Genomic DNA, 26,088 nt, shown 5'->3' on the forward strand with positions numbered 1-26,088 from the left:
CCGCGGCAACTCAATCAACTATACCAGCGTTTTGTATGTCATGCAAATCCGTTTTCCGTGATTCGCACCACAAAGTTTCTTTCCTAAACTCCTCCAACATCACCATTCAGATGACCAAGAATCTTCTAAGCAAGAAACCAAAACACTATACAATTGAAAGACAGTCAAACCGCTTCTGACTAGGAGAAACACCGAAGAAAACTCTTCGTTTTTTCCTCCTCGCCGCGGCGACTCATACAACTATACAGACCCCCAAACGCCCCTGCAACCCGAAATAGGGTGAAGTAGACCACAAGTGGGGCCTTGAAAGGGTCTCAAACACCCTCACAGACACCAAACCGCCTAGTCAGCACAGGATAAGCTCCTCAAAAGCTCTTTGAAAAAAGTTTAAAAACCTTCAAAAGACCCCGAAAAACCTGCAGAAGCTCCCTGAAGAGCCCATATAGAAGGGCAGAAAAGCCTCTCAGCATCAAGAAGATAAGAAGAGAAGACGGGAAGAAAAGATGGGAAGAGGGGCTCCGCCCCCTCCCCCATCTCTGTATCCCGCATATCTGTACCGCTGCACTTCCCCGTTCTGTACCTCCCAGTTCTGTAGTCTCCCTATATATGAGCACCTATATATGGGGAGAGCACAGAAAAGGAGGGCACCCCCTCACGGGGCGCCCTCCTTGTTCAAGCTATAGGGTTCAAGCTACAGAGCTACAGCCCGTAGCTCGCAAGCTTCAAAACTTTAGTTCGCGGAAGCGCGACGACGAGAAACATCGTACAGAGTAATACCCACAGCCATCGCCGCGTTCAAAGACTCCATCGCAGAATCAATCGGAATCGACACAATCTGATCGCAGTTCTCAGTCACCAGGCGGGACAAACCCTTACCCTCAGAACCAACCACCACGCACAGCGGCTCATTCGCAAGCTCCAGAGCCGGCAACTCAATATCGCCGCCGCCATCCAGACCAATCACGAAAATACCCTGCTCCTTAGCCTGCTGAATCACGCGAGTCAGATTAGTCGCCATCGCAACAGGAATACGAGCAGCCGCACCAGCACTAGTCTTCCACGCACCAGCAGTCACAGCAGCCGAACGACGCTCAGGAATAATCACGCCATCACCGCTAAACGCGGACACGCTACGAATAATCGCACCCAAGTTACGCGGATCAGTAATACCGTCCAAAGCAACAAACAGCGGCGGAGTCGACAGCTTACCCGAGTGCCAACGCTCCATAGTATCCAGCACCAGGTCAGTAGCGTCCGGATACTTGTACGGAGGAATCTGCATCGCAACACCCTGATGCACAGAACCATCAGTCAAACGATCCAGCTCGCTACGCGGAATCTCCAGCATCGGAATATTGCGCTTATTCGCAATAGTCATGATCTCGCGAACGCGGTCATCAACCTCAACACGGCTCATGATGTACAAGTGCTTCGAGGGAATCTCAGTACGCAGAGCCTCAAGCACCGCATTACGACCAGTCACCAGCTCATCGCTAGCACGCTTACCGCCCAGACGAGTCTGGAACTTACGGTTCGTACCGGTAGCAGCACGACGCTCAGCCGCGCGCTTCATCTTATACGCCTTGTGATAAACGCGGTCCTCAGCCTTCGGAGTAGGGCCTTTACCCTCAAGCGCCTTACGGCCGTGACCACCAGTGCCCTTAGTAGCACCCTTCTTCTTGCTGGTAGCGCCCGGGCGCGAACCTGCCTTAGCCATTCTTCTCTTCCTTCGTCAAAGTAATGAATACGAGTCTACGCGAGAGAAACCCGCGCGACCTAAGCCTTACGCACAAACGCGGGGCACATCACCCTCTAGCCAACGCTCCAGCTCGAACCATTCGCGCCATCCTTCACCTGCACACCAGCAGACGCCAACAGATCACGCATCGCATCAGCCTTCGCCCAATCCTTCTGAGCACGAGCATCAGCACGCTCCGCCAACACAGCCTGAATCAGCGCATCCAGAGCCTCATGCTCAGCACCCGAAGTGCCCTCAGCGTTAAAGCTCATCAACTGCGCCAAGCCCAGAACCTCAGCCATAGCCATCACAGCATTCGCCGCCTCCGAAGCATCCTCACCAGCAGCAAGCGCCGCATTACCCGCACGAGTCTGCTCATGCAGAACCGCGAGAGCACGCGGAATATTCACGTCATCATCCATAGCCTCAGCGAAAGCCTCCGGAACCTCACGACCCGGCTTCAGCACATCCTGAGTAGCGGCAAGGAACGCCTCAACACGCTCAATAGCGGTTGCCGCCTCCTGCAAAGACGACGGACGGTAATCAAGAATCGAACGATAATGCGCACTACCCAGGTAATAACGAACCACCAGCGGACGGGCCATCTGCAGCATCTGCGCCGGCGAAATCGTATTACCGATAGACTTCGACATCTTCTCACCCTCATAGGTGACCATGCCGTTATGCATCCAGAAATTCGCGAAATCATCGCCAGCTGCAGTCGACTGCGCCAGCTCATTCTCATGGTGCGGGAAACGCAAATCCAAACCGCCACCGTGAATATCGAAACGCGAACCCAAATACTTACCAGCCATCGCCGAGCACTCCAGGTGCCAGCCCGGACGGCCGCGACCCCACGGAGACTCCCACGAAGCAGTCAGCGGCTCACCCTCCTTATAGCCCTTCCACAGGGCAAAATCGCGAGGGTCACGCTTACCGCGCGGATCAGCATCCGCAGAATCCTGCATATCCTCAACGCTCTGATTCGTCAGCGCACCATACTTATCCCACGAACGCACATCAAAATACACGTCACCAGAATCATCCAGTGCAGGATACGCGTGGCCACGATCAATCAGACGCTGAATCAGAGCAAACATCTCCGGAATATGACCGGTCGCGCGCGGCTCATACGTCGGCGGATCAATACCCAACGCCGCATACGCCTGAGCAAAAACCTTCTCAAAACGATACGCGAGCGCCCACCACTGCTCATTTGGGAACTCACCCTCAAAACCGGGCTCCATAGAATCAGCAGACTTCGCCAAAATCTTGTCATCAATATCAGTGACATTGCGGACCGTCGTCACCTTCAAACCACGGTAACGCATCCAACGGCTCAACTGGTCAAAAACCAACGCCGAACGGATGTGGCCCAGATGCGGTTCACCCTGCACCGTAGCACCACAATAATAGATACGCGCCTCACCGGGCACGACGGGCTCAAACTCGCGAATAGTCGCGGAAGCTGAATCATAAAAACGCATAGTCACACTCTCATTCTACGGGGTCGGTTCAGACGCCGGGGCGGTAAATCAGCGATAGGTTACAGAATGGCTCGAAGCAGCCAAACACCTACGAACGCGGATACACCAGCGCCGTCGCAATAGCAGCCACACCCTCGCCGCGGCCCGTCAAACCCAGACCGTCAGTAGTCGTCGCAATCACCGTCACCGGAGCACCCGCCGCCTCGCTCAGCACACGGTTCGCCTCATCACGGCGCGGGGAGAACTTCGGGCGGTTACCCACCAGCTGAACGCTCACATTACCAATCTCAAAACCAGCAGCACGCACAATCGCCGCAGCCTCAGAAAGAATACGAACACCCGAAGCGCCCTTCATATCCGGGCGGTCCACACCAAAATTAGAGCCCAAATCCCCCGTGCCGGAGGCGGCAAAAAGAGCATCCGCGGCAGCATGAGCCACCACATCACCATCAGAATGGCCGCTCAAACCACGCTCACCCGGCCAATGCAGACCAGCAATATACAGGGGAGTGCCCTCTTCGCCAAAAGCGTGGACATCAACACCGGTACCAACACGAGGAATAACAGTCATCACAGGACCCTTCAATCGATCAAACATCTTCTCAGCAGCAATGCCTCGGCAAAAGAGGCATTAGGCGGCAAGGTTAGGTAGCAGAATCACCAAACAGCGCGCGAGCAACCCGCAAATCCATCGGAGTCGTCACCTTAAACGCATCCGCAGCACCGGCAACCGTCAACACCGGCTCACCCGCCGCCTCCATCGCCATCGCATCATCAGTAAGCAGCTCAGCCTCCTCAGCAGGCAGGGAACGGCTACGCTCATGCGCCGCCAACAGAGTAGCTACCTCAAAACCCTGAGGAGTCTGCACCGCACGCATCTGCGCACGCGAAGGAGTACCCGTCACCAAACCAGCAGAATCCACAGTCTTCACCGTATCCACCACCGGCAACACAGGAATCACCGCACGCACAACACCCTGCGGGCTCGCAGAACCCAAACCCTCAAGCACACGGTGATACACCTGCGGCGGAGTAAACGCACGAGCACAATCATGAATCAGCACATAATCCACCGGAACCTGCGCATCCTTCAGAGCATCCAACGCCGCAACCACCGAAGCAGTACGAGTATCACCACCGGCAGTAATCAACGCACCGGCACGGCGGGCATCCTCCAAAAGCTCCGGGCAACTCGCCGAACAGTCAGCAGGAACAGTCACCACCACATGCTCAGCAACACCCGAAGCGAGCGCACCCTCCAACGCATAATCCAGCAAAGTACGACCATGCACACGCACAGCAGCCTTCGGGATCGGCTCGCCCAAGCGAGTACCCGAACCAGCCGCCAGAACAATCACAGCAGTATTCGCCGCAGAAGCAGAACTCATCAGTCTCAAGCCCGCCTACGCCTCGAACTTATAGCCCAAGCCGCGAACCGTCACCACATACTGCGGGGCAGAAGAATCCGGCTCAATCTTCGAACGCAGACGCTTAATATGCACATCCAGGGTCTTCGTATCACCCACATAGTCGGCCCCCCACACGCGCTCAATCAGCTGGCCACGAGTCATCACACGACCCACATTGCGCAGAAGAATCTCCAGGAGCTCAAACTCCTTCAGCGGCATAGAAATCTCTTCACCATTAACCGTCACCACATGGCGGTCAATGTCCATACGCACCGGGCCGCCCTGCAACACCGACTCAGTAGCAGAATCAGTCTCCGCCGAACGACGACGCAACACCGCGCGGATACGAGCAATCAGCTCACGCGCAGAATACGGCTTCGTCACATAGTCATCAGCGCCCAGTTCCAGACCGAGCACCTTATCCAGCTCAGAATCCTTAGCGGTCAGCATGATAATCGGGACCGAAGACACCTCACGCAGCTTACGGCACACCTCCATACCGGACATGCCCGGAAGCATCACATCCAGCAGCACCAAATCCGCGCCCTCGCGGTCAAACACCGGCAGAGCATCCAGACCGTTGTCCACAACAATCGTCTGGAAACCCTCACGACCCAGCAAAAACGCAAGGGGATCCGAGAGGGCCTCTTCGTCCTCAACAATCAGAATTTTAGACATCAATAACTTCCTTCGATTCCATAAAACCTATACCGCTAACACTACACTGCGGCCGGAGGCTCATTCAGCGGCAACGCCAACGTAAACGTCGAGCCCTCCTGCGGCATCGACCGAACCGTCACGCTACCACCGTGCTGAGTCATCACATGCTTCACAATGCTCAAGCCCAAACCAGTGCCGCCCGTCTGACGCGAACGAGCCGGATCAACCCGGTAAAAACGCTCAAAAATACGCTTCTGCTCGTCCTCCGGGATACCCACGCCCTGATCAGCAACCTCAACCAGCAGCTGATCAGCCACACGATGCACCCAAATATCCACCTTCGTATGCTCCGGCGAATAACGCACCGCGTTCTCCACCAGGTTCTGCACAGCAATACCGAGCAGCTCGGCGTCACCGTACACCTCGGGGACCTCCTCGATGCGGGTAGAAATCTGAATGTCCTTCTCCTCCGCCACAATATGCGAACGGTCCACCGCATCAGCCACCAAAGAAGGCACCGACACCGGACCACCACGCGCAATCACGTCGGTCGACTGCAAACGCGAAAGCTCAATAATGTCACGCACCAGCGCAGAGAGGCGGCGAGTCTCCTTATGTAGACGACCCACAAAATACTCGATAGCCTCCGGGTCATCACTCGCCTGTTCAATAGCCTCCGCAAGCAGACTCACCGCACCCACCGGAGTCTTTAACTCATGCGACACATTCGCCACAAAATCATTACGCATACGCTGCACACGAGAAATCTCAGTGCGGTCATCCGCGAGCACCAGAATGTACTCGTCACCCAAAGAAGCCACGCGAACGTCCAGCACCAGCGCCTCACCCTCACCGCGGTCAATTTCAAAAGTACGCTCCGCAAAAATACCGCGATGACGCACCATGCGAATCATATCCGCCAACTCATCAGACGCCACAGTATGACCACGCACCAAACCCATCGCATACGCACCCGGAGAAGCCTGAACCACGCCGCCCACCTCATCAATCACCAGGTAGGCGCGACCAATCACAGCAAGTACCTGAGCGGCACCATCACGCAGCGCCGGCGCCGACACCAAACTACGCTCCTGCTCCCGCTCACTACGCGCCACCGCATTCATGCTCAGGACGCCCACCAGCAGACCTATCATGCCCGCAATAAAGGCGATCAGACCGGCATCCATGTACTTCCCTTCCATTCGGGTACCCCATAAGTATAAATGTGGCCGATACCCAGCACTTGAGCGAGCACCCGTCTTCTCAGGCAGGCTCCCCGTACAGAAACCCTGCTGAGAACGCAATGAGCCGCCCACCTCAACGGTGGACGGCTCATCACAATGACAGGGGAAATCCTGCCGGAGGTATTACTTACCCTGGTTTGCTACGGCAGCAATAGCGTCCTTAGCAGCCTCGGGGTCCAGGTACTCGCCGGGCTTGACGGGCTGGAAGTTCTCATCCAGCTCGTAGTACAGCGGAATACCGGTGGGGATGTTCAGGCCAGCAATGTCCTCATCGGAGATACCCTCGAGGTGCTTGACCAGCGAACGCAGGGAGTTACCGTGTGCAGCAACCAGAACGGTCTTGCCTGCTGCGAGATCGGGCTTGATGTCCGACTCCCAGTAGGGAAGCATACGGCCCAGAACGTCCTTCAGGCACTCGGTGCGAGGAGCGTTCTCAACATCCGCGTAGCGGGGGTCGTGTGCCTGCGAGTAGGGGTCGTTGTCATCCAGCGGGGGCGGCGGAACGTCGTAGGAACGACGCCAAGTCATGAACTTCTCGTCGCCGTATTCCTCGCGGATCTCGGACTTGTTCTTACCCTGCAGAGCACCGTAGTGACGCTCGTTCAGGCGCCAGGTGCGCTTGACGGGAATCCACAGACGGTCTGCTGCATCCAGTGCAAGGTTTGCGGTGTTGATTGCGCGACGCTGCAGGGAGGTGTGAACAACATCGGGGAGGATGTTGCGCTCTGCCAGCAGCTCGCCGCCGCGCTTAGCCTCAGCGCGGCCCTTATCGGTCAGGTTAACGTCCACCCAGCCGGTGAACAGGTTCTTCTCGTTCCACTCGGACTGGCCGTGGCGCAGGAGTACTAGTTTGTAAGTCATACCTCTATTTTTTCATTTACCTGCCGGTTTGTCATGCCTTAGAGCCTAGAAAATATGCATTCTCCCAAAAATTTATAAGGGTCTTTTCTACCAGAACGAAAGGCTCAAAAACCCCGCCAGAAAAGGGAAAAGCCCCGCACACCATCCGACCGGGACAAACCAGCCAGAGGGCACGCGAGGCCTCACACTGCATCACTCAAAGCGAGCGCACAAGCTAACGCTAGAAACGGCGGCGACCCACCGAAGGCCACACACCAGCCAAGAACACACAGCTAATCACAGCAGCAATCAGCTGAAGAATCAGCACGCTATTACCGCCACCAGTCACCGCAGCAAAAACGCTAAACAGCGACACAGCAGCAGAACCACCGGTCAGAGCCAGCCACGTATTCTTCGGGCGCTTACCAGCAAAATCGTAAGCATTAGCCGGAGACGACCACGCACGAACAAAAGCCAGCACACCAACCACAGCGCCGGCAACAGCCAGTAGCACATCGATAAGAGTGGTCACATAGATGACCAACAGAATAGGAGACATAGTATTCCTTAGAATCAGCAGCTTCTCTAGACAACCCTAGCAAAGTGCCTAGCGGACAGCATTAAAGGCCTCAACCAAGTCATTGTAAAGGTCATCGACGTTCTCAATACCTACCGACAGACGCAGCAGGGATTCGGGAATCGAATCCGGCTCGTTACCGTGGCGACGACGACGCTCCACGAGAGACTCCACGCCGCCCAGAGAGGTTGCCGGGGTCCACAGCTTCAACGCCTCCACGACGTTACGGGCACCAGCCGCATCGGTATCCAGGGTGACGCACAAAATCGCACCGAAACCGTCCATCTGCTTCTTCGCAACCTCATGACCGCGGTCGCTCTCCAGACCCGGGTAACGCACCTCAGTCACGAAGGGGTGCTCGCTCAGACGCTCCGCCAGCACCTGTGCGTTCTGCACAGCACGTTCCACGCGCAGCGCCAGGGTGCGCAGGCCGCGCAGACCAAGCCATGCCTCCACGGGGCCGGGGATTGCGCCGTTGGTGATGCGGTGGTGCAGCATCGCCTTGTACAGTTCCTCATTCGAGGTGAGGGTCATGCCCAGCAGAACATCAGAGTGGCCCGCGAGGAACTTCGTAGCGGAGTGAACCACCACGTCAGCACCCAAATCCAGGGGACGCTGCAGAATCGGGGTTGCGAAGGTGTTATCCACCGCGGTCACAATGCCCAGGCGGCGAGCAGCAGAAAGCAGGGCAGGCAGGTCAGCGACCTCAAGCATCGGGTTCGTGGGGCTTTCCAGCCACGCCAGGACCTTCGGTGCCGAGTAGTTCACGTTCTCCGGGGTCACGCCGGTGCGGGATGCGGCATCCTCCATAGCGGCGATAACGCTCTCGGTGTCTTCAATGTCCACGCGAACAAGCTCAATGATGCCGCGGCGCTCCAAATCCTTGCACAGGGTCACCGACGCCATGTATGCGTGCTTCGGAATCAGAACAATGGAACCAACCGGCACCAGGTCGATCACAGCAGCGACAGCAGCCATACCGGAGGGGAACAGCAGACCGGGCTGGGTAGCGTTCTCCAGCTTCGCCACAACCTCTTCCATGCCCTCCCAGGTGGGGTTCGAGAAGCGGGCGTACACACGGTCCTGCTCAATATTGACGGCATCCACACCGCGGTAGGTAGAAGAAAGAACGATCGGAGGGTTCACCGGCGCGTCATGCTCGTGTGCCGGGCGACCGCCAGAGACGACGAAGGTCTCTGCGGAGTAATTCATGTCGTGGTTATCTGCACTCATGTCTTTAAGCCTGGCACACCCGCGCCCAGAACGCACGCCCGCACGGGTGACGATACGCAGGATTTACATGTTTTTTACCTTGATACGCGCTCAATCCCACGCGGAGGTATCACCAAAACCGCACCGGTGCAGCTAAGAGACCCGGTACCCTTAAAGGTGATGGATACTCTCAGCTACACCCCCGATGCACAGAATCTTCCCGCCGACCCGACCGGTCGCCGCGGGCTTTTTATCGTGGTCGAAGGAGGCGACGGTGCCGGCAAAACCACCCAGCTCTCCCTACTGAATGAAGCACTCAGCACCCGCGGATACCGCGTCATCACCACCCGCGAACCCGGCGGCACCGAGATTGGCGAAAAGCTGCGTGCCCTCGTCCTTGAAGCGGGTCAGGGTACCATTGACGACCGCACCGAGGCGCTGATTTTCGCGGCATCCCGCGCGGCTCACGCCTCCCAGCTGATTCGCCCGGCGCTCGCTGAGGGCGCCATCGTGCTCAGTGACCGCTATATTGATTCTTCCGCCGCGTACCAGGGTGTTGGCCGCGATCTGGGTATTGAAACCATCGTCGATTTGAGCCGCTGGGCTACCGCCGATCTGGTACCCGACGCGACCCTACTGCTGAGTGTGCCGTTGAGCGCCGAGCAGGAGCGCATGGATCAGCGCGGCACCGTCGACCGTATTGAGGCTGAAGGCGCCGCGTTCAAGGCCCGCATTCACGGTGCGTTCGAGCAAATCGCCCGCGAGGACGCTAACGGTTCGCACCGCATCATTGATGGTGTGGGAACGATTGAGCAGGTACACGCGCGCGTGCTCGAGGTGATTGAGCCTCTACTTGCCGCTCGCGAGCTGGTCCGCACCGGTAAGGAGGACTCATGAGCCTCTGGGATACCCTGCTGATTCCCGCCGATAAGCTCCAGCAACTACACACGGATGCCGCCGCCGCCCGCCCCACGCACGCTTGGCTTTTCACGGGTGCGACCGGTGCGCCTCACCGTGAGGCGGCAAAGGTTTTCGCCGCCGCCCTGCTGTGCGATCAGCCCGACCCTCAGAACCGCGGCTGCGGCCAGTGCAAGGGCTGCGTGACCGTCATGAACGGTTCGCACGCAGATTTTACGCACTTTAGTACCGAGGCGACGCACATCAGCATTGATGAGGCGCGCGAGCTGGTCATGAAGGCTCAGGACCGCCCGACCGTAGGTCGCTGGCGCGTGATTCTGGTCGAGGACACCGAGCGCATGCCGGAGCGTACCTCCAATGTGTTGTTGAAGGCGATTGAGGAGCCGCCGCCACATACGATTTGGTTGTTGACGGCGCCCTCCCCCACCGATGTGCTGGTGACGATTCGTTCGCGGTGCCGTCCGGTGCAGTTGCCGGTTCCTACCGATGCGCAGGTGCACGAGTATCTACTGGCGCACGGTGTGGCTGATCCTTTGGCGCAACGTGCGGCGCGTCTGGCTCTGGGCGATGCGCAGGAGGGGTACCGTTTGGCGACCGATGAGCGGGCGATGGCTCGTCGGGAGTTGATTACCTCCCTGATTCTGAATGTTCGTTCTATTTCTTCGGCTTTCAACGCAGCTGAGAAGCTCACCGACCTTGCCAACCAGGACGCACAGGCTGTCTCCGCTCTCAAGGATGAGCAGGAACGCCAGGAGCTTCTGGCACTGCTGGGTATTCGCGAGGGTGAGCGTGTTTCTCCGTCCTTGCGAGCGCAGGTTCGCCGTCTGGAGGAGCAACAGAAGCGCCGCGCTAAGCGCGTTTCCTCCGATACGCTGTTGCGTTCCGTGGCGCAGGTTCAGACGGTTCTGCGTGATGCGCTGACGGTGGCTCTGTCGGCGCAGGCTCCGCTAGTCAATGAGCATTTGCGTGAGCCTCTGGAGGCGTTCTGCACCCGCCGTTCCGCCCAGCAGCTGCTGGAGGATGTGCAGGCGGTCGAGCTGACTCTGCGTCGTCTGCGGACGAACGCGAATGCGCGTTTGGCGCTTGAGGCGTTGATGAGCCGTTTCGTGTATCAGTAGCTTCTTGGTAGCTCATACAGCGTAAAAAGGGGAGGCACCGAAGAGATGATCTTCGGTGCCTCCCCTTTTTCTGTTGGTTCTCAGTGCCCCTAGAGTTTAGTTGCAGATTCGAGCTTAGTTACGGAATCAAACTTAGTTGCGGAAACCGTGAACCGGCGACGGAATACGACCGCAGCGGGCGATGAACGCCTCCGCGCTGGGGGTGTGGGTGGGCATGACGGGTGCGCGACCGAGCAGGCCACCAAATTCGACCGTGTCGCCTACGCCCAGGCCGACCGCCGGGATGACGCGAACCGCGGTGGTCTTGTGGTTCATCACGCCGATTGCCGCCTCGTCGGCAATCATTGCGGCGAGGGTGGCGGCGGGGGTGTCGCCGGGAACCGCGACCATGTCCAGACCGACGGAGCAGATGGCAGTCATCGCTTCGAGCTTGTCCAGGGTGATGTGTCCGGCGGCTGCGGATTCAATCATGCCGATGTCCTCAGAGATCGGAATGAAGGAACCGGAGAGGCCACCGACGTTCGAGCACGCCATGAGGCCGCCCTTCTTCACCGCATCGTTGAGCAGCGCAAGTGCCGCAACGGTGCCGTGGGTACCGACGGTTTCCAGACCCATCTCTTCGAGGATGTGCGCGACCGAGTCGCCAATCTCTGCGGTGGGTGCCAGGGAGAGGTCAATAATGTTGAAGGGTACGCCCAGACGCTCGGAGGCGAGGGTACCGACCAGCTGACCGACGCGGGTAATCTTGAAGGCTGCCTTCTTGATTTCTTCGGCGCAGGTGTCGAAGGATTCGCCGCGGACCTTCTGCAGGGCGCGGTGTACCACGCCGGGGCCGGAGACGCCTACGGAGATAGTGGTGTCTGCCTCCTGCACGCCATGGAATGCGCCCGCCATGAAGGGGTTGTCGCTGACGGCGTTCGCGAAGACGACAAGCTTGGCGCAGCCGAAGCCGTGTGCGTCCGCGGTCAGGTCTGCGGTGGCGCGGATGGTTTCGCCCATGAGTTTGACGGCGCTCATGTTGATGCCGGCGCGGGAGGATCCGATGTCTACGGAGGAGCAGACCACGTCGGTTTCTGCGAGCGCTCGCGGAATGGAGCGAATCAGCTTTTCATCGGCGGGGGTCATGCCCTTGTCGACGAGAGCGCTGAAGCCACCGACGAAGTTCACGCCGACTGCCTTAGCAGCTGCGTCGAGGGTGCGGGCGAACTCCACGTAGTCCTCATCGTTGGAGGCGCCTGCCACCAGCGCGATGGGGGTGACGGCGATGCGCTTGTTGACAATCGGGATGCCGAGCTCAGCTTCGATACCTTCGCAGACGCTGACGAGGTTTGCGGCGCGGCTGGTGATCTTGTCGTAGATTTTGCGGCGGGCTACCTCACCGTCAGAGTCGGCGCAGTCGAGCAGGGAGATACCCATGGTGACGGTGCGAATGTCGAGCTTCTGCTCCTCGATCATTCGGATGGTTTCTAGAATGTTGGCGTTGCGCATAAGTGGAGCCTTAGATGGTGTGCATTGCCTTGAAGATGGATTCTGCCTGGATGCGAATCTGGACCTTCTGTTCGTGCTCGACACCAACCATGGCTTCCTGCAGGTCGATGAGGTTCTGCTGCTCTTCGTCGAAGGAGCAGTGCATGATCATGGTGAAGAATTCGCCCATGATGGTCTGGGAGACGTCGAGGACGTTGACCTTGCGCTCGGCGAGGGTTGCGGTCACGGCGGCGATGATGCCTTCGTGGTCGATGCCTGTGACGGTGAGGATGATCTTCACGGTGTTCTCCTAGTTGTTTGGGGCTGCGTACCTGAGGAAGAGGTGCATAAAGGCACAGGTATACGCATATTTATAAGACCAATTATAGGTTACCCAGAACACACTGTGCAGGGTAGGCACAAAATATCCCCTGCCTCCCCTATTCGGGGCATAAAAAATCCACGCCTCCCCCGACCTGAATAGATATAGGGAAGAACGTGGATTCTTTATTATGTGCCAGTCTTGAAGTATCTTTCGACACTCCTTATAACTGGCTAGTTATAACTGTCTAGAAGTTTTAGTTATCGAGGATTATTTCCTAAACATAAGAAGCGATGTACAGCTCACCGCTACCGCTCAGGGTTGCCTCGGAGGGCTCACCCACGTGCAGTACCGACTCGGTGGCGCCCAGCACGAACTCTTCGGTACCGTTGCCGTCTGCTGCGTGAATAGTAATTTTGCCGGATACGCTCAGCGCGGCGCTAATGCCCTCGAAGGTGTATTCCTGCGGCTTGCCCTCTTCAACGCGGATGCGGGTCACGCTCATGCGCTCGTCCCACATGGCGTAGGTGCCCACGGGCGCGTTCTCGGGGGTGGGGCGCTGAATAACGGGTGCGTCCTGGCTTTCGCCGAGAACCTTGATGAGCTCCTCGGTGTCGATGTGCTTTGCGGTCAGGCCCGCGCGCATCACGTTATCGGAGGGGTTCATCAGCTCAATAGCGGTACCGGAGACGTAGGCGTGCACCTGACCGTCGGGGGTGAAGGCAGATTCGCCCGGTGCCAGGTGAACCAAGTTCATGACGAAGGCGACGAGCAGACCGCGGTCACCGGGGTACTTACCAGCAACAATCTGCACGAGCTCAGCTGCGTCAGCGATGAGTGCGTTGTCGGAGCGGGTCAGCTGCGCTGCCGCCTCGACAAGCTGCTCAACAGCCGCGGTGGCGGTCTCTTCGGGCATGCGGATAATCTCGGTCAGCAGCTGCTTGGGGGTGAGCTCCACACGCTCTGCCAGCCAGTCGGCCTTGAACGCCTCGGCAAGCTCTGCCAGCTGCTCGGAGGTGCGCACACCGGTGAGCACGCGCATCTGGGTCAGGGCGATGACGGTTTCAGGCTTGGAGTAGCGGTCCTTGTAGTTGCGGTGCGGCGCATCAATCGCGATGCCGCGTGCCTGCTCATCCTCGAAGCCGGCAATAGCCTGCTCGGGGGTGGGGTGCACCTGAATCGACAGGGGGGCGTCAATCGCAAGGATCTTAAAGAGGAAGGGGAACCAGTCAGAGGTACGGTCCGGGCGCAAGAAACGGGACGGCTCAGCCTGGATCAGCTCGTTGAGCGGGGACTCAGTGCCGTCAACGGTCGCACGGGAGGGCGCAGCCGGATGCGCGCCAACCCACACCTCAGCCTCGGGCTGTTCGGTGGGGACGGGCACGCCACGCATGCGTCCGAGAATTTCGCGGGAACCCCACGCATAATTCTGAATCTGGTTTTTTAGGGGAAAAATCTCACCCATGGGGGAAAATACCTCTCGACGTGAGTTGTTTGAAGCAAGTGACGTGATAAAAAACCCATACATTCAGCGGAATTTATAAGGTTTTACCTGCCCATTATAGAGGCTAGTTGCACTTCTTTACCGCTAAAATAAAAGGCGTGACTACTATTAATCTACATGACTCATTCAAAGCGTACGACGTGCGTGGCATCGTCGGCGAGACCATTACCGCAGAGACTGTTCGCGCTACCGGCGCGGCTTTCGTAGACGTTCTGGGCCTGGAGGGCCAGACCATTCTGGTCGGTGGCGACATGCGTCCCTCCTCCCCCGAATTCATGGATGCATTCGCCCAGGGTGCAACCGCTCGCGGTGCAAATGTTGAGAAGATCGGTCTGATCTCCACTGACGTTCTGTACTTCGCATGTGGCGTTGAGAACGCTGCCGGTGTTACCTTCACCGCTAGCCACAACCCCGCAGAGTACAACGGCATGAAGATGGCTAAGGCTGGCGCTGTTCCGCTGTCTTCCGAGTCCGGTCTGTTCGATATTCGCGACTTGGCTCAGAAGTACCTGGATTCGGGCGAGATTCCTTCGGTTGAGAAGGTCGGCACCGTCTCTGAGAAGGACATTCTCAAGCCTTACGCAGAGTACCTGCGCAAGCTGGTTGATCTGTCTTCCATCCGCCCCCTGAAGGTTGTTGTTGACGCTGGTAACGGCATGGGTGGTATGACCACTCCCGCTGTTCTGGGCGACACCATCCTGCCGGGCCTGCCCCTGGAAATCGTTCCCCTGTACTTCGAGCTGGACGGTACCTTCCCGAACCACCCGGCTAACCCGCTGGAGCCGGCTAACCTGGTTGATCTGCAGAAGGCTGTTGTTGAGCACGGTGCTGACATTGGTCTGGCATTCGACGGCGACGCTGACCGTTGCTTCGTCATCGACGAGAAGGGTGAGCCCGTCACTCCTTCCGCTGTGACCGCTCTGGTTGCTGAGCGCGAGATTGCTCGTGCGAAGGCAGAGGGTAACGAAGAGCCCGTCATCATCTACAACCTGATCACCTCGAAGGCTGTTCCTGAGCTGGTTGAGAAGCTGGGCGGCCGCGCAGTGAAGACCCGCGTGGGCCACTCCTTCATCAAGGCTGTTATGGCTGAGGAGAACGGCGTTTTCGGTGGCGAGCACTCCGCTCACTACTACTTCAAGGACTTCTTCAACGCAGACACCGGCATGCTCGCTGCAATGCACGTGCTGGCTGCTCTGGGTGGTAGCGATCAGCCTCTCTCCGAAATCAGCGCGAAGTACTCCCCGTACGTTGCTTCCGGTGAGATCAACTCCGAGCTGGAAGACAAGGTTGCCGCTGTGGACCGCGTGCGTGCACACTACGCTAACGCTCCCGTGGTTGTTGAGGACTCCGACGGCACCACCTTCACCAACACCGAAGAGGGTTGGTGGGTTAACCTGCGTCCCTCGAACACCGAGCCTTTCCTGCGCCTGAACCTTGAGGCACCGGATGTTGCGACTATGGAGCGCGTCCGCGACGAGGTTCTGGCTCTGGTTCGCCAGGGCTAAGCACTAGCTAGCTGCTAAAGATCCCGTCCCGCAGATTATTTCTGCGGGACGGGATCTTTTATTTTGGGTTCTAAAAACCCGGCTAGGTTCTCCTATCTCAGAGGAAGAACCTAGCCGGGTTTAAGAAACCTAGCGGACGAGCCGGCTTACGGGGTTTTTACGCCTCGCGTGCCTGGTCGTGGAGCATCCACTGGTCGGGGCCGAAGATTTCGTAGTTGATGTTCTTGCCGGGAACGCCTGCCTCAACCAGTGCGGAGCGTACGCCCTGCATGAAGGGCAGCGGGCCGCAGAGGTAGACGTTAGCGTTGGCGGGAACGTCCAGCTTGGAGACATCGACGCGGCCGGTGAAGTCGCCGCCCTCGCCCTCGATGAAGGATACGAGGCGTGCGTTGGGCAGCTTGCCGACGAGCTCGGCGAGCTCTTCGCGCAGGGGCCAGGTGTCCAGGCGGCGGTCTGCGTGGACCACGGTCACGGGGCGCTCAGAGCCCTTCTCAACCAGCTCGGAGAGGAAGCTGAGCATGGGGGTGGTGCCGATACCTGCGGAGAAGAGGTACAGCGGTGCCTCGGGGTCGCCGAAGCCTTCCAGGGTCAGGTCACCGTAGGGGTTGGAAAGCTCGACGACTGCGCCGACTTCCAGCTCGTGCAGGATGGAGGTCATCTCGCCGTTGGGGTCAAGCTTCACAGCGATGCGGCGCTGGTTCTTTTCGCTGGGCAGCAGGGTGTACTGGCGTGCCTGGCGCAGACCGTCGCGTGCGGGAACAACGATGGAGATGTACTGGCCGCCCTTGGACTCGGTCATGGGGGTTTCGTCGGCAGGCTCGAAGGTCAGCACGACAACGTTCTCGCCGGTCTCCTTGCGGTCAACGAGCTTGAAGGGCGCGAACATGACGTCGTTTGCCTGGGAAGCGTACAGGCCCTTCTCCAGCTTGATGAGGGCGTTGCCCATGAGCCAGTAGACCTCGGTCCATGCCTCAACGATTTCGGGGGTAGCCAGGTCGCCCAGGTTAGCGGCGATTGCCTCGAAGAGGTACTTGTAGACGGTGGGATACTCTTCTTCCTTCAGGCCCAGGGATGCGTGCTTGTGTGCAACGCGGGAGAGGACCTCGTCGGGGTAGGAGTCCGGGTTCTGGACGATGTAGGAAGCGAACACAGCGATGGAGCCTGCCAGTGCCTTGGGCTGGGTGCCTTCGAGCTGGGAGGAGCGGGAGAACATGCCGTCCATCAGGTCGGGGCGAGCGGCGAACATTCGACGGTAGAAGTCGGGGGTGATGTCGTTGATGCGCTCAGCAATGATGGGCAGCGTTGCCTCAATGATGGGGCGGGACTTCTCGGAGAGCATGTCTTGCCTTCTTCCTGTGTGGTCACCTGGTCGTTGTGATGATGCCCTTGATATGTGTGGTGCTGGGGCGTTCACTCGGACAGCTCAGTTGGTGACGAAGTGTTTATAAAGCACCCTTACCGTAGCATTTTGCGGGGTGTTTGCGCTGAGTGCAGGTCACTCCCTGAGGGGTGTTGAGGGGTCTAGGTGAGACTTATGGTTCAGCTTGACTCAAAGAGAGAGCCCCGCGTCACACTATATATTTTCAGCACTGTTTTTGAGTTCACCGGGTGACTAGCCCCGAAGTCTGCATAAAAATTCTGGAATGAAAATATATTTACTATGGAAAGTATGCAGTGTGGTGCAAAAATGAATATGGTCACATTTTCTGCATTTGAAAAGCAAATTTGCAATATTCTGCATTTACTGCACAAATTTAGGACTCACGCAGGTTCCAGCAGTCACGCAGGCAGCGGCAAAATACTCCCCACTCCCCTCGAAAACCCTGCAAGAACCCCCTGCAAGAAAGCCGAGAGAACCCCGCGCGAACCGCCCAGCAGCCCCCGCGCCAACCGCAGAAACACCCTAAACTTCGTGTTAAAAACTCTATGGAGCCTCCCACCGGAAAGCTCCACAGGTACCACGTATTCCTTTAGCGTGCAGGCAGCGCATTCTCCGGAGGCGCGAAGCCTAGCTCCACAAATACCGGGCCAACGGGACGTGCACCGGCAGTCAACTCGCTAATCACAACCGAGTCCACCGAAGCATAGAACGCCTCACGAGCCTTCGCCAGCACATTGCGCAGGCGGCAGAACTTATCGAGGGGGCAGTGGCCGTTCTCATCCTCGCACTCAATCATGGGGATATCGCCCTCAGTAGCGCGAAGAACAGTGCCGACGGTCGCAGAACGACCAGCATCGGAAAGCATAACGCCACCGGCGCGACCGCGAGTCGAATCCAGGTAACCCATGTTCACGAGGAAAGCCACAGCCTTCGCCACATGGTTGTAGGGGGTGTCCACTCCCTCAGAGATCTTCTGAGTGGAAAGCTTCTGACCGGGCTCCAGAGCAGACAGGAGCATCAGAACGCGGAGCGAGACATCCGAGAATGCTGTCAAACGCATGGATACTCCTTCTATCCTTCTCGTGTCGCCGTCACTTCCACAGAGAACTTCCACAGAGACGGCAACGGATGCGTGAGCCCGGGCGGGTTCGACGCGTTCAAAAATCTTACATTGGAATTGTATAGGGGCGGCAAGAGAGGCAAGAAATTATGGATAGCCACTTCTGCACCAAACCATCCCGGCGAGGATCTTAAAGTATTTCTCAAGAGCAAGTGGACTGCATAGCCTTACACTCACGCCTTTGCAAGAAAATTTATCACTCCCCCAACTGACAGGGATTCAAATTTCCCCCAAACGGAAAGAAGGGGCGGAATCTCACCGAGAGATTCCACCCCTTCAAGGCGCTAAACCTTAGGTATTAGCTGGAGTGTCTTAGTCCTCCAGAGCCTTCGCCAGAGCGTCGCGCTGTTCGCGAACCTCAGCGGGCAGCTTGTCGCCGAACTTCTCGAGCCACTCGTCGATGCCGGGCAGTTCAGCCGCCCATTCTTCCTTCGAGACAGCCAGAGCAGCCTTCAGCTCTTCCTCGGAGATTTCCAGACCGGTCAGGTCCAGGTCTTCCTTGGTGGGAACGGTGCCCAGGAAGGTCTCCTGGCCGCCAGCCTTGCCGTCGAGGCGGTCGAAGATCCACTTCACAACGCGAGAGTTCTCGCCGAAGCCGGGCCACGCGAAGCCACCGTCGGGGGTGCGGCGGAACCAGTTGACGTAGTAGACCTTCGGCATGTTCTCGGTGCCGTGCTTCTTGCCCAGGTCCAGCCAGTGCTTGAAGTAGTCACCAGCGTTGTAGCCGATGAAGGGCAGCATTGCCATCGGGTCGCGGCGAATCACGCCGACAGCACCCTTAGCAGCCGCGGTGGTCTCGGAGGAGAGGGTAACTGCGCGGAAGACGCCCTGCTCCCAGCTCTCGGACTCGGAAACCAGCGGGATGGTGGTCTTACGGCGACCACCCAGAACGATAGCGCTCAGCGGCACACCCTCGGGGTCGTAGTACTCGGGAGCGAGCATGTCGACCTGGGATGCGGGGGTGCAGAAACGGGAGTTCGGGTGAGCTGCCGGGCGGCCGGACTCGGGGGTCCAGTCCTTACCGGTCCAGTCAATCAGGTGTGCGGGAGCCTCGTCGGTCTTGCCCTCCCACCAGACGGAGCCGTCGTCGGTCAGTGCAACGTTGGTGAAGATGGTGTTGCCCTTGGCGATAGCCTTCATAGCGTTCGGGTTGGTGGAGTAACCGGTGCCCGGTGCCACGCCGAACAGGCCAGCCTCGGGGTTGACCACGCGTGCCTGGTGGTTCTCGTCGAACTCGATCCATGCGATGTCGTCGCCGACCATCTCAGCCTTCCAGCCGTCAATGGTGGGCTCCATCATTGCGAAGTTGGTCTTGCCACATGCGGAGGGGAACGCTGCGGAGATGTAGCGAACCTTGCCCTCGGGGTTGGTGACCTTCAGGATGAGCATGTGCTCTGCCATCCAGCCCTCGTCGCGACCGATAACGGATGCGATACGCAGTGCGTAGCACTTCTTACCGAGCAGTGCGTTACCGCCGTAGCCGGAGCCGAAGGACCAGATTTCGCGGGTCTCGGGGAACTGGACGATGTACTTCTCGGGATTGCAAGGCCAGGGAACATCTTCCTGACCGGGCTCCAGGGGTGCACCAACACTGTGCAGAGCCTTGACGAAGAAGCCGTTGGTCTCGTTCAGCTTGGCAAGAACGTCCTTACCGATGGTTGCCATGATGCGCATGGAGCAGACAACGTATGCGGAGTCGCTGAGCTCAACAGCAATCTTGGGGTTCTTAGCCTTCAGGGAGCCCATGACAAAGGGAATGACGTACATGGTACGACCGCGCATGGAGCCCTCGAACAGACCGGTCAGGGTCTGCTTCATTTCGACGGGGTCGCGCCAGTTGTTGGTCGGGCCTGCGCCTTCTTCAGTCTCGGAGCAGATGAAGGTGCGCTCCTCGACACGTGCAACGTCGTCAGGATCGGAGAAAGCTGCGTAAGAGTTCGGGAATTCGTGATCGCTGAGGCGAACAAAGGTGCCAGCGTCGACCAGTTCCTGAGCGAGGCGGTCGTATTCTTCCTGGGTGCCATCGACCCAGTAGATGTGTGCGGGCTGGGTCAGTGCCGCAACTTCGCGAACCCAGTCCAGAAGGCCCTGGTGGGTAGTGGGTGCGCTCTGCAGCTCCTTTTCGAGCTCAGCAGAGAGAGTACGAGTTGAGGTGTCAGCCATTGACATTTTCCCCTTCAATCGGTGGCCCGGATACTACATTGATCCGGATAGGTCTGCGGTAACAAAGAAGCAGTTAAACACTACAAGCGTGCAAACAATGGTGAATATGCACGCTTGGACAGTCTCCACTTCCTCGTGATGCTTACAGAATAACGCATTAATGGTCTATAGAGCTTTCTATAACGCCATTTCTTAAGTTCTGCGCATCACATTCTTAGAATACGAGAGGATTTCTGTAAAGAATTTTTAGGGCTTACGACGGGATCCTCCGGGGGATTTCAGGGACCCGCAGTGCCGGTTTTAGGGTGCCGAGAAAATATTTTGAAAAATTTTTACGGGCACAAAAACCCTGAAATTACGCGGCAAAATGGGGTATTTTCAGGATGCAAGGAGGGGATTTTGGGTCAATTTCGAGTTTTTCGGCTTGCACACCCTTGAGGACATCCGTATAGTAGTACCTGTTGCCGCGACGGGTTGAAGAAATCCGAAGCGAGGAACATGCGCCTGTAGCTCAACGGATAGAGCATCTGACTACGGATCAGAAGGTTGGGGGTTCGAATCCCTTCGGGCGCACCACCGATCCCCGGTTCTTCGGAACCGGGGATTTTTTGTATGCCCAGAAGACGTACCCGGAAGACACGCCCGGGAAGATGCGTGTGGGGAAAAAGCGCGCCCAGAAAACGCTCTGCCAAAAGCCCCGGGGCAGAGCTCAAGCCACCGCACAGTACGACATGTTGCAGTACGACATGTTGCAGTACGACACACTGCGGGCTCTAGCTAGGTGCAGCAAGGACGCTTCACCACCTGACGCTGTCCCCGCTGTGTCAAAAACCGCGCCTAAAAGCGCCTCAACCTGTGAATCCGCAGATTTACGCTCCCAGATGACGTGCTCCGGGGCACACCCGCCGAAAAACGCCTAGGATGGAAAGAAGGACCCTCCACACATAGGCTGGAGAGCAGACAACGCGAAGGAGCACTATGGCACAGCTATCCATTCCGCAGTCCCTGATAGGTGCGCTCATTGATATTGCTGATTTGGGAACCCTCGATTACTTCCCGCCCACCGAACGATGCGCCCACTGGTCCATCTATGACGCACAGCGCCAGGAGCTCCTCTGCCCCTGCGCACCCGCCGCCAACACCACCGCGGAGAAGCTCTTTGAGGCCGCGGCAAAGATTCTCTACGAGAACTTCCCCCGATATATCGACTCTCCCGAGGAAATCATTCCTTATACTTCCCGACAGGAACTCGTTGCCGCCCTACGCCGCGGTGAGGAAGAGCCTGTTGATGAGGAACAGGGCGAGTTGCAAGAGCAGTCAGCTGAAAATACTGTAGAGCCTACGGCTGAGGTTGAAACTAGCCCCGCCGAACCTGCAGTAGTTGAGGACACGGAAGTGAGCGCTTCTGTTGCGCCCAAGCCCGCAGCACCGAAGCCCGCACCTTCCCCCGCGCTCTTTGCCGCCCGCGCGGCCCAGGCACCCGCACCGGCTCCCAGCGTGCCGGAAGAAGCAACTGTGGAGGCGACTGCAGAAAAGACGGTTCCGACGCCCACCACGGTTGCTCCCGCAGCGCCCAAGCCCGCTGCACCGAAACCTGCAACACTCAAGCCTGCTGTGCCGAAGCCTGTGGCTCCCAAGCCTGCAGCACCGACTCCCGGCGCGCCCTCCCCCGGTATGTTCCGCAAGTCCACGCTGACTTACCGACCGCCGCGCATCGAAGAGTACCTGGAGGGCCTGCGTGCCCGCCAACAGGCTGCCGAAGCCGCAGAAGCTACCCATACGGCAGTATCTAGCGAGCAGGCACCTGTTGAAGAGTTGCTCGTGTTTGCCCAGTCCTTGCCGAGCGCACCCGCAGCTCCCAAGCCGAGTGCACCGAAGCCCGCTGCACCGGAACCGGGTGCACCGATGACTGCCGCACCCGCCCCGAGCACTCCGGCAGCAGAACCGGTAGCCGCCGCACCTCGCGGCGTTACCGCCGAGGACCGCGAACGCAACTACCGACTGCGCCCGAGCCTGCGTGCCCGCCTCGAACGCGAAAACATTAGCGAAGAGCTCGTGCGCACCATCCTGCGCGACGGCGAAGCGGAACGCATCAACGATTGGACCATTCGCTTCACGCACGACGACTACCGGGTTGACGTGAACACCGCCTCCGCAGAAGTTATTACCGTCATTGACGAATACGACGCCGACTACAACGAGGCGGCGCAGGCTTCCCTGGCGCAGGGCGAATACACCTCGCTCAACGCCCTGGAACTCGAGTTCAGCGAGCGCGCTCGCACCTTCTTGAAGAAGAACCCGCCGTTCGTTTTCGATCTGATGCTTCAGGCGCTGAGTAGCCCCGAGAGCGTGCGCATGGCTGAAGGCTGGACCCGCATCTACGCGGCACAGGGTCTGGAGATCGCGGTTTCGCCCGATGAGCGGACCGTTCTGGCTCTGGCGAAGACCCCGGATTTCCATGTTCTGCACGCGGAGAACCTGCGCAAGGTGCAGCTCGAGGAGCTCAGCAACACCCTGGCGAAACAGGCAGAAGATAAGGCAGCCCAGGCAGAAAACACCACCGAGGAGGAGAAATAATGTCCGCTAAGCAGATCACTATTCCTCTCGAGGTGTATGTTCGCCTGCAGGAGCTTGCCTCCCTCGCCGCCTATAGCTACCGGGACAATCAGGGCTCCGAAGAGAACAGTGCAAACAATAAGCCGTGGGATTTGCTCTCCAAGGACGGCGCGTCCCTACTCGATGAGAACGGCGCGCTCAAGCCCGAAGCGGCAGAGCTCTACTTCACCCTCCTACCGCTCATTGCCCAGGAATTCGTAGAGCAGCAGCAGGCACTCGTGGACGCATACCGTCAGGCACCCAAGCCCGCCGCCGCACGCGCCAAGATTCGCCCCTCCAACCAGCGCCTCATTCCGCTGACCGAGGTGCCGCTGGAGAACCAGCGTATTGCCGCGCGCATCGAGAAGGAATTCTACGGTGACGTGCCGCCGCGCCGCCGCATCTACGGTGTGCTCCCCGGCGTGATGGACTACATGATGCGCCACGGGCTCACCTACGAGCTGCTGTTGGACATCATCGGATCCCCCGCAAGCACGGTGGTTCAAGAAAGCGCGCAGGAGAACCGTTACGGCCGCGAAGTCACCCTCTACACGCATGAAGAGGAAGGCTACCAGGTGGTGCTCAACCCCCTGACTGCCGAAGTGCTCGCGCTGCGCCCGCTGCAGGCTCTGGCGGGAGGCTATCAGCTCTCCCCCGATGCTCAGGCACAGCTGAAGGCGCTCGGTCTGACCGGCGAGTACATTGCCCGCATCCTGGATGAGGCTGAGGACCGCCGCCCAATTCCCGGCAGTAGCCGCACCGTGTACTCGCTCAACGGCTACCAGGTGGAGTTCTCGCACTCCGACCAGCAGGTGATTCGTATTAGCCGCGGCACCGCGCCCAGCCGTAACCCCTTCGAGTCGCAGCCGAGGATGAGCGGCACAAAGAGGCAGCGCGGCCGCAAGATCCCGCACGATGTGGATGCGTTCGTGCAGCTGTTGCAGGAGCACGGCTTCACCATCACCATGGGCGGTAAGCACTACGACATTCGCCACGAGAAGCTGGCTCCGGGTCAGAAGGCGGTCACCTCGGTGACTCCGTCGGATTCGCAGCGTTGGCACCTGAACTCGGCACGCCAAATCCGCAATACCTTCGGTATCGACCTGCGCTACGCCGATCCGCGTGATAGCGTGCGCGGTATTGTGCGCGGCCCCGGAGGAAGAGTCCAGAATTCCGATAACCACAGCGCAGAAAAGCAGGACGCCGAGAAGGCTGCGGAGAAGGAATCAGAGTAGGTCTTCGTCACCGTTAAAGCGCGCCTGCGTGCCGGTTCTTTATACTGCCCCCAGCATGTCTTTGCATCTGGGGGCAGTATTCATATACGGCTATATCCCGCATTGTCAGGGATTTAAGAGGTAGACTGGGGGCAATACAGACATGCTATTCAGCATAAAAATTAATATGCGTTCCCGTGATATGCGTGACGGTAGGGTTGGGGATACACCACAAAGTACGGTGAATAACAGCCCCTACCTCTACAATAGAAACGCATCACTACAGAAGAAGGAGAACGCATGGGCGTAACGATTAAGGTCACTGACGAAGCAGGCGTAAACTACGACATTCAGTGGGAAGACCACCACACCCTCCTGGAAGCCCTCCAGGCTAACGGTGTGCCGGTCCTCGCAACCTGCGGCGGTAACGCATCCTGCGCTACCTGCCACGGCTTCATCGACCCCGAGCACTTCGAAGCTTCCGGTGAACGTACCGAAGCTGAGCAGGACCTGCTCGACATGGTCGACGATGTCGCCAACGAGTACTCCCGCCTGTGCTGCCAGGTCGAGTACGCCCCCGGTATGGACGGAGCAGAAATCCAAATGCAGGCGGCGATGTAATCATGTTTAAATCGGCTCAGGTACTCGCATCAACCACCCTCCTCTGTTGCGTGCTCGCGCTCAGTGGATGCGGCGCGTCCCAGGCCGGTCAGGAAGCTGAAGGCACCTCGGCGCAGCCGAGTGCTTCGGCTTCGGTCAAGCCCGGCACGATTCGAGTAGCTTCTGACGGAGCTACCCCTTCGGTGACTCCGGGCTCCATTACCGTGGTGAACTCCCCCGAGGCGGAGAACCACGGCTCTTCCTCTGAGCACTCCGAGTCTTCTTCCCACACCGAGACTCACAAGTCGAAGCAGAACTCTGACTCTCATTCTTCTGAGTCCTCCCACGAGGGTTCCGAGCAGAACAAGTCAGACGACTCTGCAGATTCTCAGCAGGATTCACAGAAGAGCTCAGACTCGTCTTCACAGTCCGGTTCTAACTCTTCGGGTAGCTCCTCGGGTTCTTCGAGCTCGTCGAATTCTTCCAATTCTTCGAACTCCTCGGGTTCCTCGGAGAAGTCCTCTAATTCCTCCAGCAACACTGTTGCTGAGGGCCCGACCCAGTGCGATCTGGATGACCTGAACATTTCGGTTGCTGTGGGAGAAGGCTCCCCCGGCGCCCGAAACTACACGCTGTACTTCCAGAACTCCTCGAATTCTTCTTGCACCCTGCGCGGCTACCCACGTGTGGTTCATGCGGGCTCTTCGGGAACCTGGGTCGGCCGTGAGGCATCCGCCTCTGCTGAGTACATGAACTCTGCGGGCGTGACCCTCAACCCCGGCGATAGCACCACTGCGGTACTGCGTTCGGTATACCCGGCACGCTTCGGTGACGATTGCGGTAGCCGACCGGTTCAGGGCTTCCTGGTGGGTCTTCCCTCCGGTTCCGGTGGCGTGATCGTTCCGTTGGATACGACCGCTTGTTCCTCGTCTGTTCCGCAGCTGTCGGTGGGTCAGTTTGGTGCCCGCTAACGCGGCGTTGCAGATGTGAATACTCTGGCACTGAATACTCTGG

General features: G+C 58.4%; 22 protein-coding genes and 1 tRNA gene. 8 read left to right on the forward strand and 15 right to left on the reverse strand.

Features of this window, described 5'->3' with window-relative positions; translation table 11 throughout:
* Positions 1 to 730: 730 nt before the first annotated feature.
* From rlmB to HMPREF3055_RS01185, 9 genes are all read right to left on the reverse strand, one after another.
* Entirely contained in the window at positions 731 to 1,717 is a 987-nt protein-coding gene (gene rlmB / locus HMPREF3055_RS01145; RefSeq protein WP_005507146.1) for a 23S rRNA (guanosine(2251)-2'-O)-methyltransferase RlmB, read from the reverse strand.
* A 95-nt stretch (positions 1,718 to 1,812) separates the two neighbouring features.
* On the reverse strand, positions 1,813 to 3,231 hold the full coding sequence (gene cysS, locus HMPREF3055_RS01150) for a cysteine--tRNA ligase (RefSeq protein WP_044146129.1): 1,419 nt from the start codon (positions 3,229 to 3,231) through the stop codon (positions 1,813 to 1,815).
* Between the two features lie 82 nt (positions 3,232 to 3,313).
* Positions 3,314 to 3,796: a 2-C-methyl-D-erythritol 2,4-cyclodiphosphate synthase gene (gene ispF, locus HMPREF3055_RS01155; protein WP_005509302.1), complete on the reverse strand. Its 483-nt coding sequence runs from the start codon at positions 3,794 to 3,796 to the stop codon at positions 3,314 to 3,316.
* Between the two features lie 73 nt (positions 3,797 to 3,869).
* Positions 3,870 to 4,613, reverse strand: coding sequence for a 2-C-methyl-D-erythritol 4-phosphate cytidylyltransferase (gene ispD, locus HMPREF3055_RS01160; RefSeq protein ID WP_070737442.1), 744 nt, complete (start codon positions 4,611 to 4,613; stop codon positions 3,870 to 3,872).
* Between the two features lie 15 nt (positions 4,614 to 4,628).
* Positions 4,629 to 5,312 (reverse strand): response regulator transcription factor, encoded by a 684-nt coding sequence (locus HMPREF3055_RS01165; RefSeq protein WP_005507150.1) that lies wholly within the window; start codon positions 5,310 to 5,312, stop codon positions 4,629 to 4,631.
* Between the two features lie 41 nt (positions 5,313 to 5,353).
* Positions 5,354 to 6,496, reverse strand: a complete 1,143-nt coding sequence (locus HMPREF3055_RS01170) for a sensor histidine kinase (protein WP_239665180.1) — start codon at positions 6,494 to 6,496, stop codon at positions 5,354 to 5,356.
* A gap of 165 nt (positions 6,497 to 6,661) precedes the next feature.
* Positions 6,662 to 7,399: a phosphoglyceromutase gene (locus HMPREF3055_RS01175; protein ID WP_005507152.1), complete on the reverse strand. Its 738-nt coding sequence runs from the start codon at positions 7,397 to 7,399 to the stop codon at positions 6,662 to 6,664.
* 220 nt (positions 7,400 to 7,619) lie between these two features.
* Complete coding sequence (locus tag HMPREF3055_RS01180; protein WP_049340347.1) at positions 7,620 to 7,937, reverse strand: DUF2516 family protein; 318 nt, start codon at positions 7,935 to 7,937, stop codon at positions 7,620 to 7,622.
* Positions 7,938 to 7,985: 48 nt separating this feature from the next.
* A complete protein-coding gene (locus tag HMPREF3055_RS01185) occupies positions 7,986 to 9,188 on the reverse strand; it encodes a trans-sulfuration enzyme family protein (protein ID WP_049340345.1) in 1,203 nt (400 codons plus the stop codon).
* Between the two features lie 159 nt (positions 9,189 to 9,347).
* Between HMPREF3055_RS01185 and tmk the strand changes: the two genes are divergently transcribed.
* Together tmk and HMPREF3055_RS01195 are read left to right on the forward strand one after the other, a co-directional pair.
* Positions 9,348 to 10,064 carry a dTMP kinase gene (gene tmk / locus HMPREF3055_RS01190; RefSeq protein ID WP_080974871.1) on the forward strand — a complete coding sequence of 239 codons (717 nt, stop codon included), beginning with the start codon at positions 9,348 to 9,350 and terminating at the stop codon, positions 10,062 to 10,064.
* Entirely contained in the window at positions 10,061 to 11,203 is a 1,143-nt protein-coding gene (locus HMPREF3055_RS01195) for a DNA polymerase III subunit delta' (protein ID WP_049346701.1), read from the forward strand. Before tmk ends, HMPREF3055_RS01195 begins: the two co-directional genes overlap by 4 nt.
* Positions 11,204 to 11,335: 132 nt before the next feature.
* On the opposite strand, the gene HMPREF3055_RS01200 is transcribed toward HMPREF3055_RS01195, so the two are convergent.
* The 3 genes from HMPREF3055_RS01200 to manA form a co-directional block, all read right to left on the reverse strand.
* Positions 11,336 to 12,691 carry a PFL family protein gene (locus HMPREF3055_RS01200; protein ID WP_070688145.1) on the reverse strand — a complete coding sequence of 452 codons (1,356 nt, stop codon included), beginning with the start codon at positions 12,689 to 12,691 and terminating at the stop codon, positions 11,336 to 11,338.
* 10 nt (positions 12,692 to 12,701) lie between these two features.
* Positions 12,702 to 12,971, reverse strand: a complete 270-nt coding sequence (locus HMPREF3055_RS01205; RefSeq protein WP_005507158.1) for an ACT domain-containing protein — start codon at positions 12,969 to 12,971, stop codon at positions 12,702 to 12,704.
* A gap of 298 nt (positions 12,972 to 13,269) precedes the next feature.
* Positions 13,270 to 14,457 carry a mannose-6-phosphate isomerase, class I gene (gene manA, locus HMPREF3055_RS01210; RefSeq protein ID WP_070688143.1) on the reverse strand — a complete coding sequence of 396 codons (1,188 nt, stop codon included), beginning with the start codon at positions 14,455 to 14,457 and terminating at the stop codon, positions 13,270 to 13,272.
* A 137-nt stretch (positions 14,458 to 14,594) separates the two neighbouring features.
* Here manA and HMPREF3055_RS01215 point away from each other — a divergent pair, with 137 nt between their 5' ends.
* The gene (locus HMPREF3055_RS01215) at positions 14,595 to 16,001 is read left to right on the forward strand and encodes a phosphomannomutase/phosphoglucomutase (protein WP_070634333.1); all 1,407 of its coding nucleotides are present in this window, start codon (positions 14,595 to 14,597) and stop codon (positions 15,999 to 16,001) included.
* Positions 16,002 to 16,158: 157 nt separating this feature from the next.
* Here HMPREF3055_RS01215 and HMPREF3055_RS01220 read toward each other — a convergent pair whose 3' ends face one another.
* The 3 genes from HMPREF3055_RS01220 to HMPREF3055_RS01230 all read right to left on the reverse strand — a co-directional run bounded on the left by HMPREF3055_RS01220 (position 16,159) and on the right by HMPREF3055_RS01230 (position 20,665).
* Positions 16,159 to 17,340 carry an FAD-binding oxidoreductase gene (locus HMPREF3055_RS01220; protein ID WP_070634331.1) on the reverse strand — a complete coding sequence of 394 codons (1,182 nt, stop codon included), beginning with the start codon at positions 17,338 to 17,340 and terminating at the stop codon, positions 16,159 to 16,161.
* 631 nt (positions 17,341 to 17,971) lie between these two features.
* Positions 17,972 to 18,442, reverse strand: coding sequence for an RrF2 family transcriptional regulator (locus HMPREF3055_RS01225; protein ID WP_005507162.1), 471 nt, complete (start codon positions 18,440 to 18,442; stop codon positions 17,972 to 17,974).
* Positions 18,443 to 18,814: 372 nt separating this feature from the next.
* Positions 18,815 to 20,665: a phosphoenolpyruvate carboxykinase (GTP) gene (locus HMPREF3055_RS01230; protein ID WP_070634709.1), complete on the reverse strand. Its 1,851-nt coding sequence runs from the start codon at positions 20,663 to 20,665 to the stop codon at positions 18,815 to 18,817.
* Between the two features lie 500 nt (positions 20,666 to 21,165).
* Between HMPREF3055_RS01230 and HMPREF3055_RS01235 the strand changes: the two genes are divergently transcribed.
* From HMPREF3055_RS01235 to HMPREF3055_RS01255, 5 genes are all read left to right on the forward strand, one after another.
* Positions 21,166 to 21,241, forward strand: a tRNA-Arg gene (locus HMPREF3055_RS01235).
* 402 nt (positions 21,242 to 21,643) lie between these two features.
* Entirely contained in the window at positions 21,644 to 23,242 is a 1,599-nt protein-coding gene (locus tag HMPREF3055_RS01240; RefSeq protein ID WP_070737444.1) for a DNA repair protein, read from the forward strand.
* Positions 23,242 to 24,495 carry a cell wall biosynthesis glycosyltransferase gene (locus HMPREF3055_RS01245; protein ID WP_070634711.1) on the forward strand — a complete coding sequence of 418 codons (1,254 nt, stop codon included), beginning with the start codon at positions 23,242 to 23,244 and terminating at the stop codon, positions 24,493 to 24,495. Before HMPREF3055_RS01240 ends, HMPREF3055_RS01245 begins: the two co-directional genes overlap by 1 nt.
* Positions 24,496 to 24,774: 279 nt before the next feature.
* A complete protein-coding gene (locus tag HMPREF3055_RS01250; protein ID WP_005507166.1) occupies positions 24,775 to 25,095 on the forward strand; it encodes a 2Fe-2S iron-sulfur cluster-binding protein in 321 nt (106 codons plus the stop codon).
* Between the two features lie 2 nt (positions 25,096 to 25,097).
* Positions 25,098 to 26,045: a DUF4232 domain-containing protein gene (locus tag HMPREF3055_RS01255; protein WP_070737445.1), complete on the forward strand. Its 948-nt coding sequence runs from the start codon at positions 25,098 to 25,100 to the stop codon at positions 26,043 to 26,045.
* Positions 26,046 to 26,088 lie beyond the last annotated feature (43 nt).

The sequence above is a fragment of the Rothia sp. HMSC061C12 genome (assembly GCF_001815755.1).
In the GTDB taxonomy this organism is placed as follows: Bacteria; Actinomycetota; Actinomycetes; order Actinomycetales; family Micrococcaceae; genus Rothia; species Rothia mucilaginosa.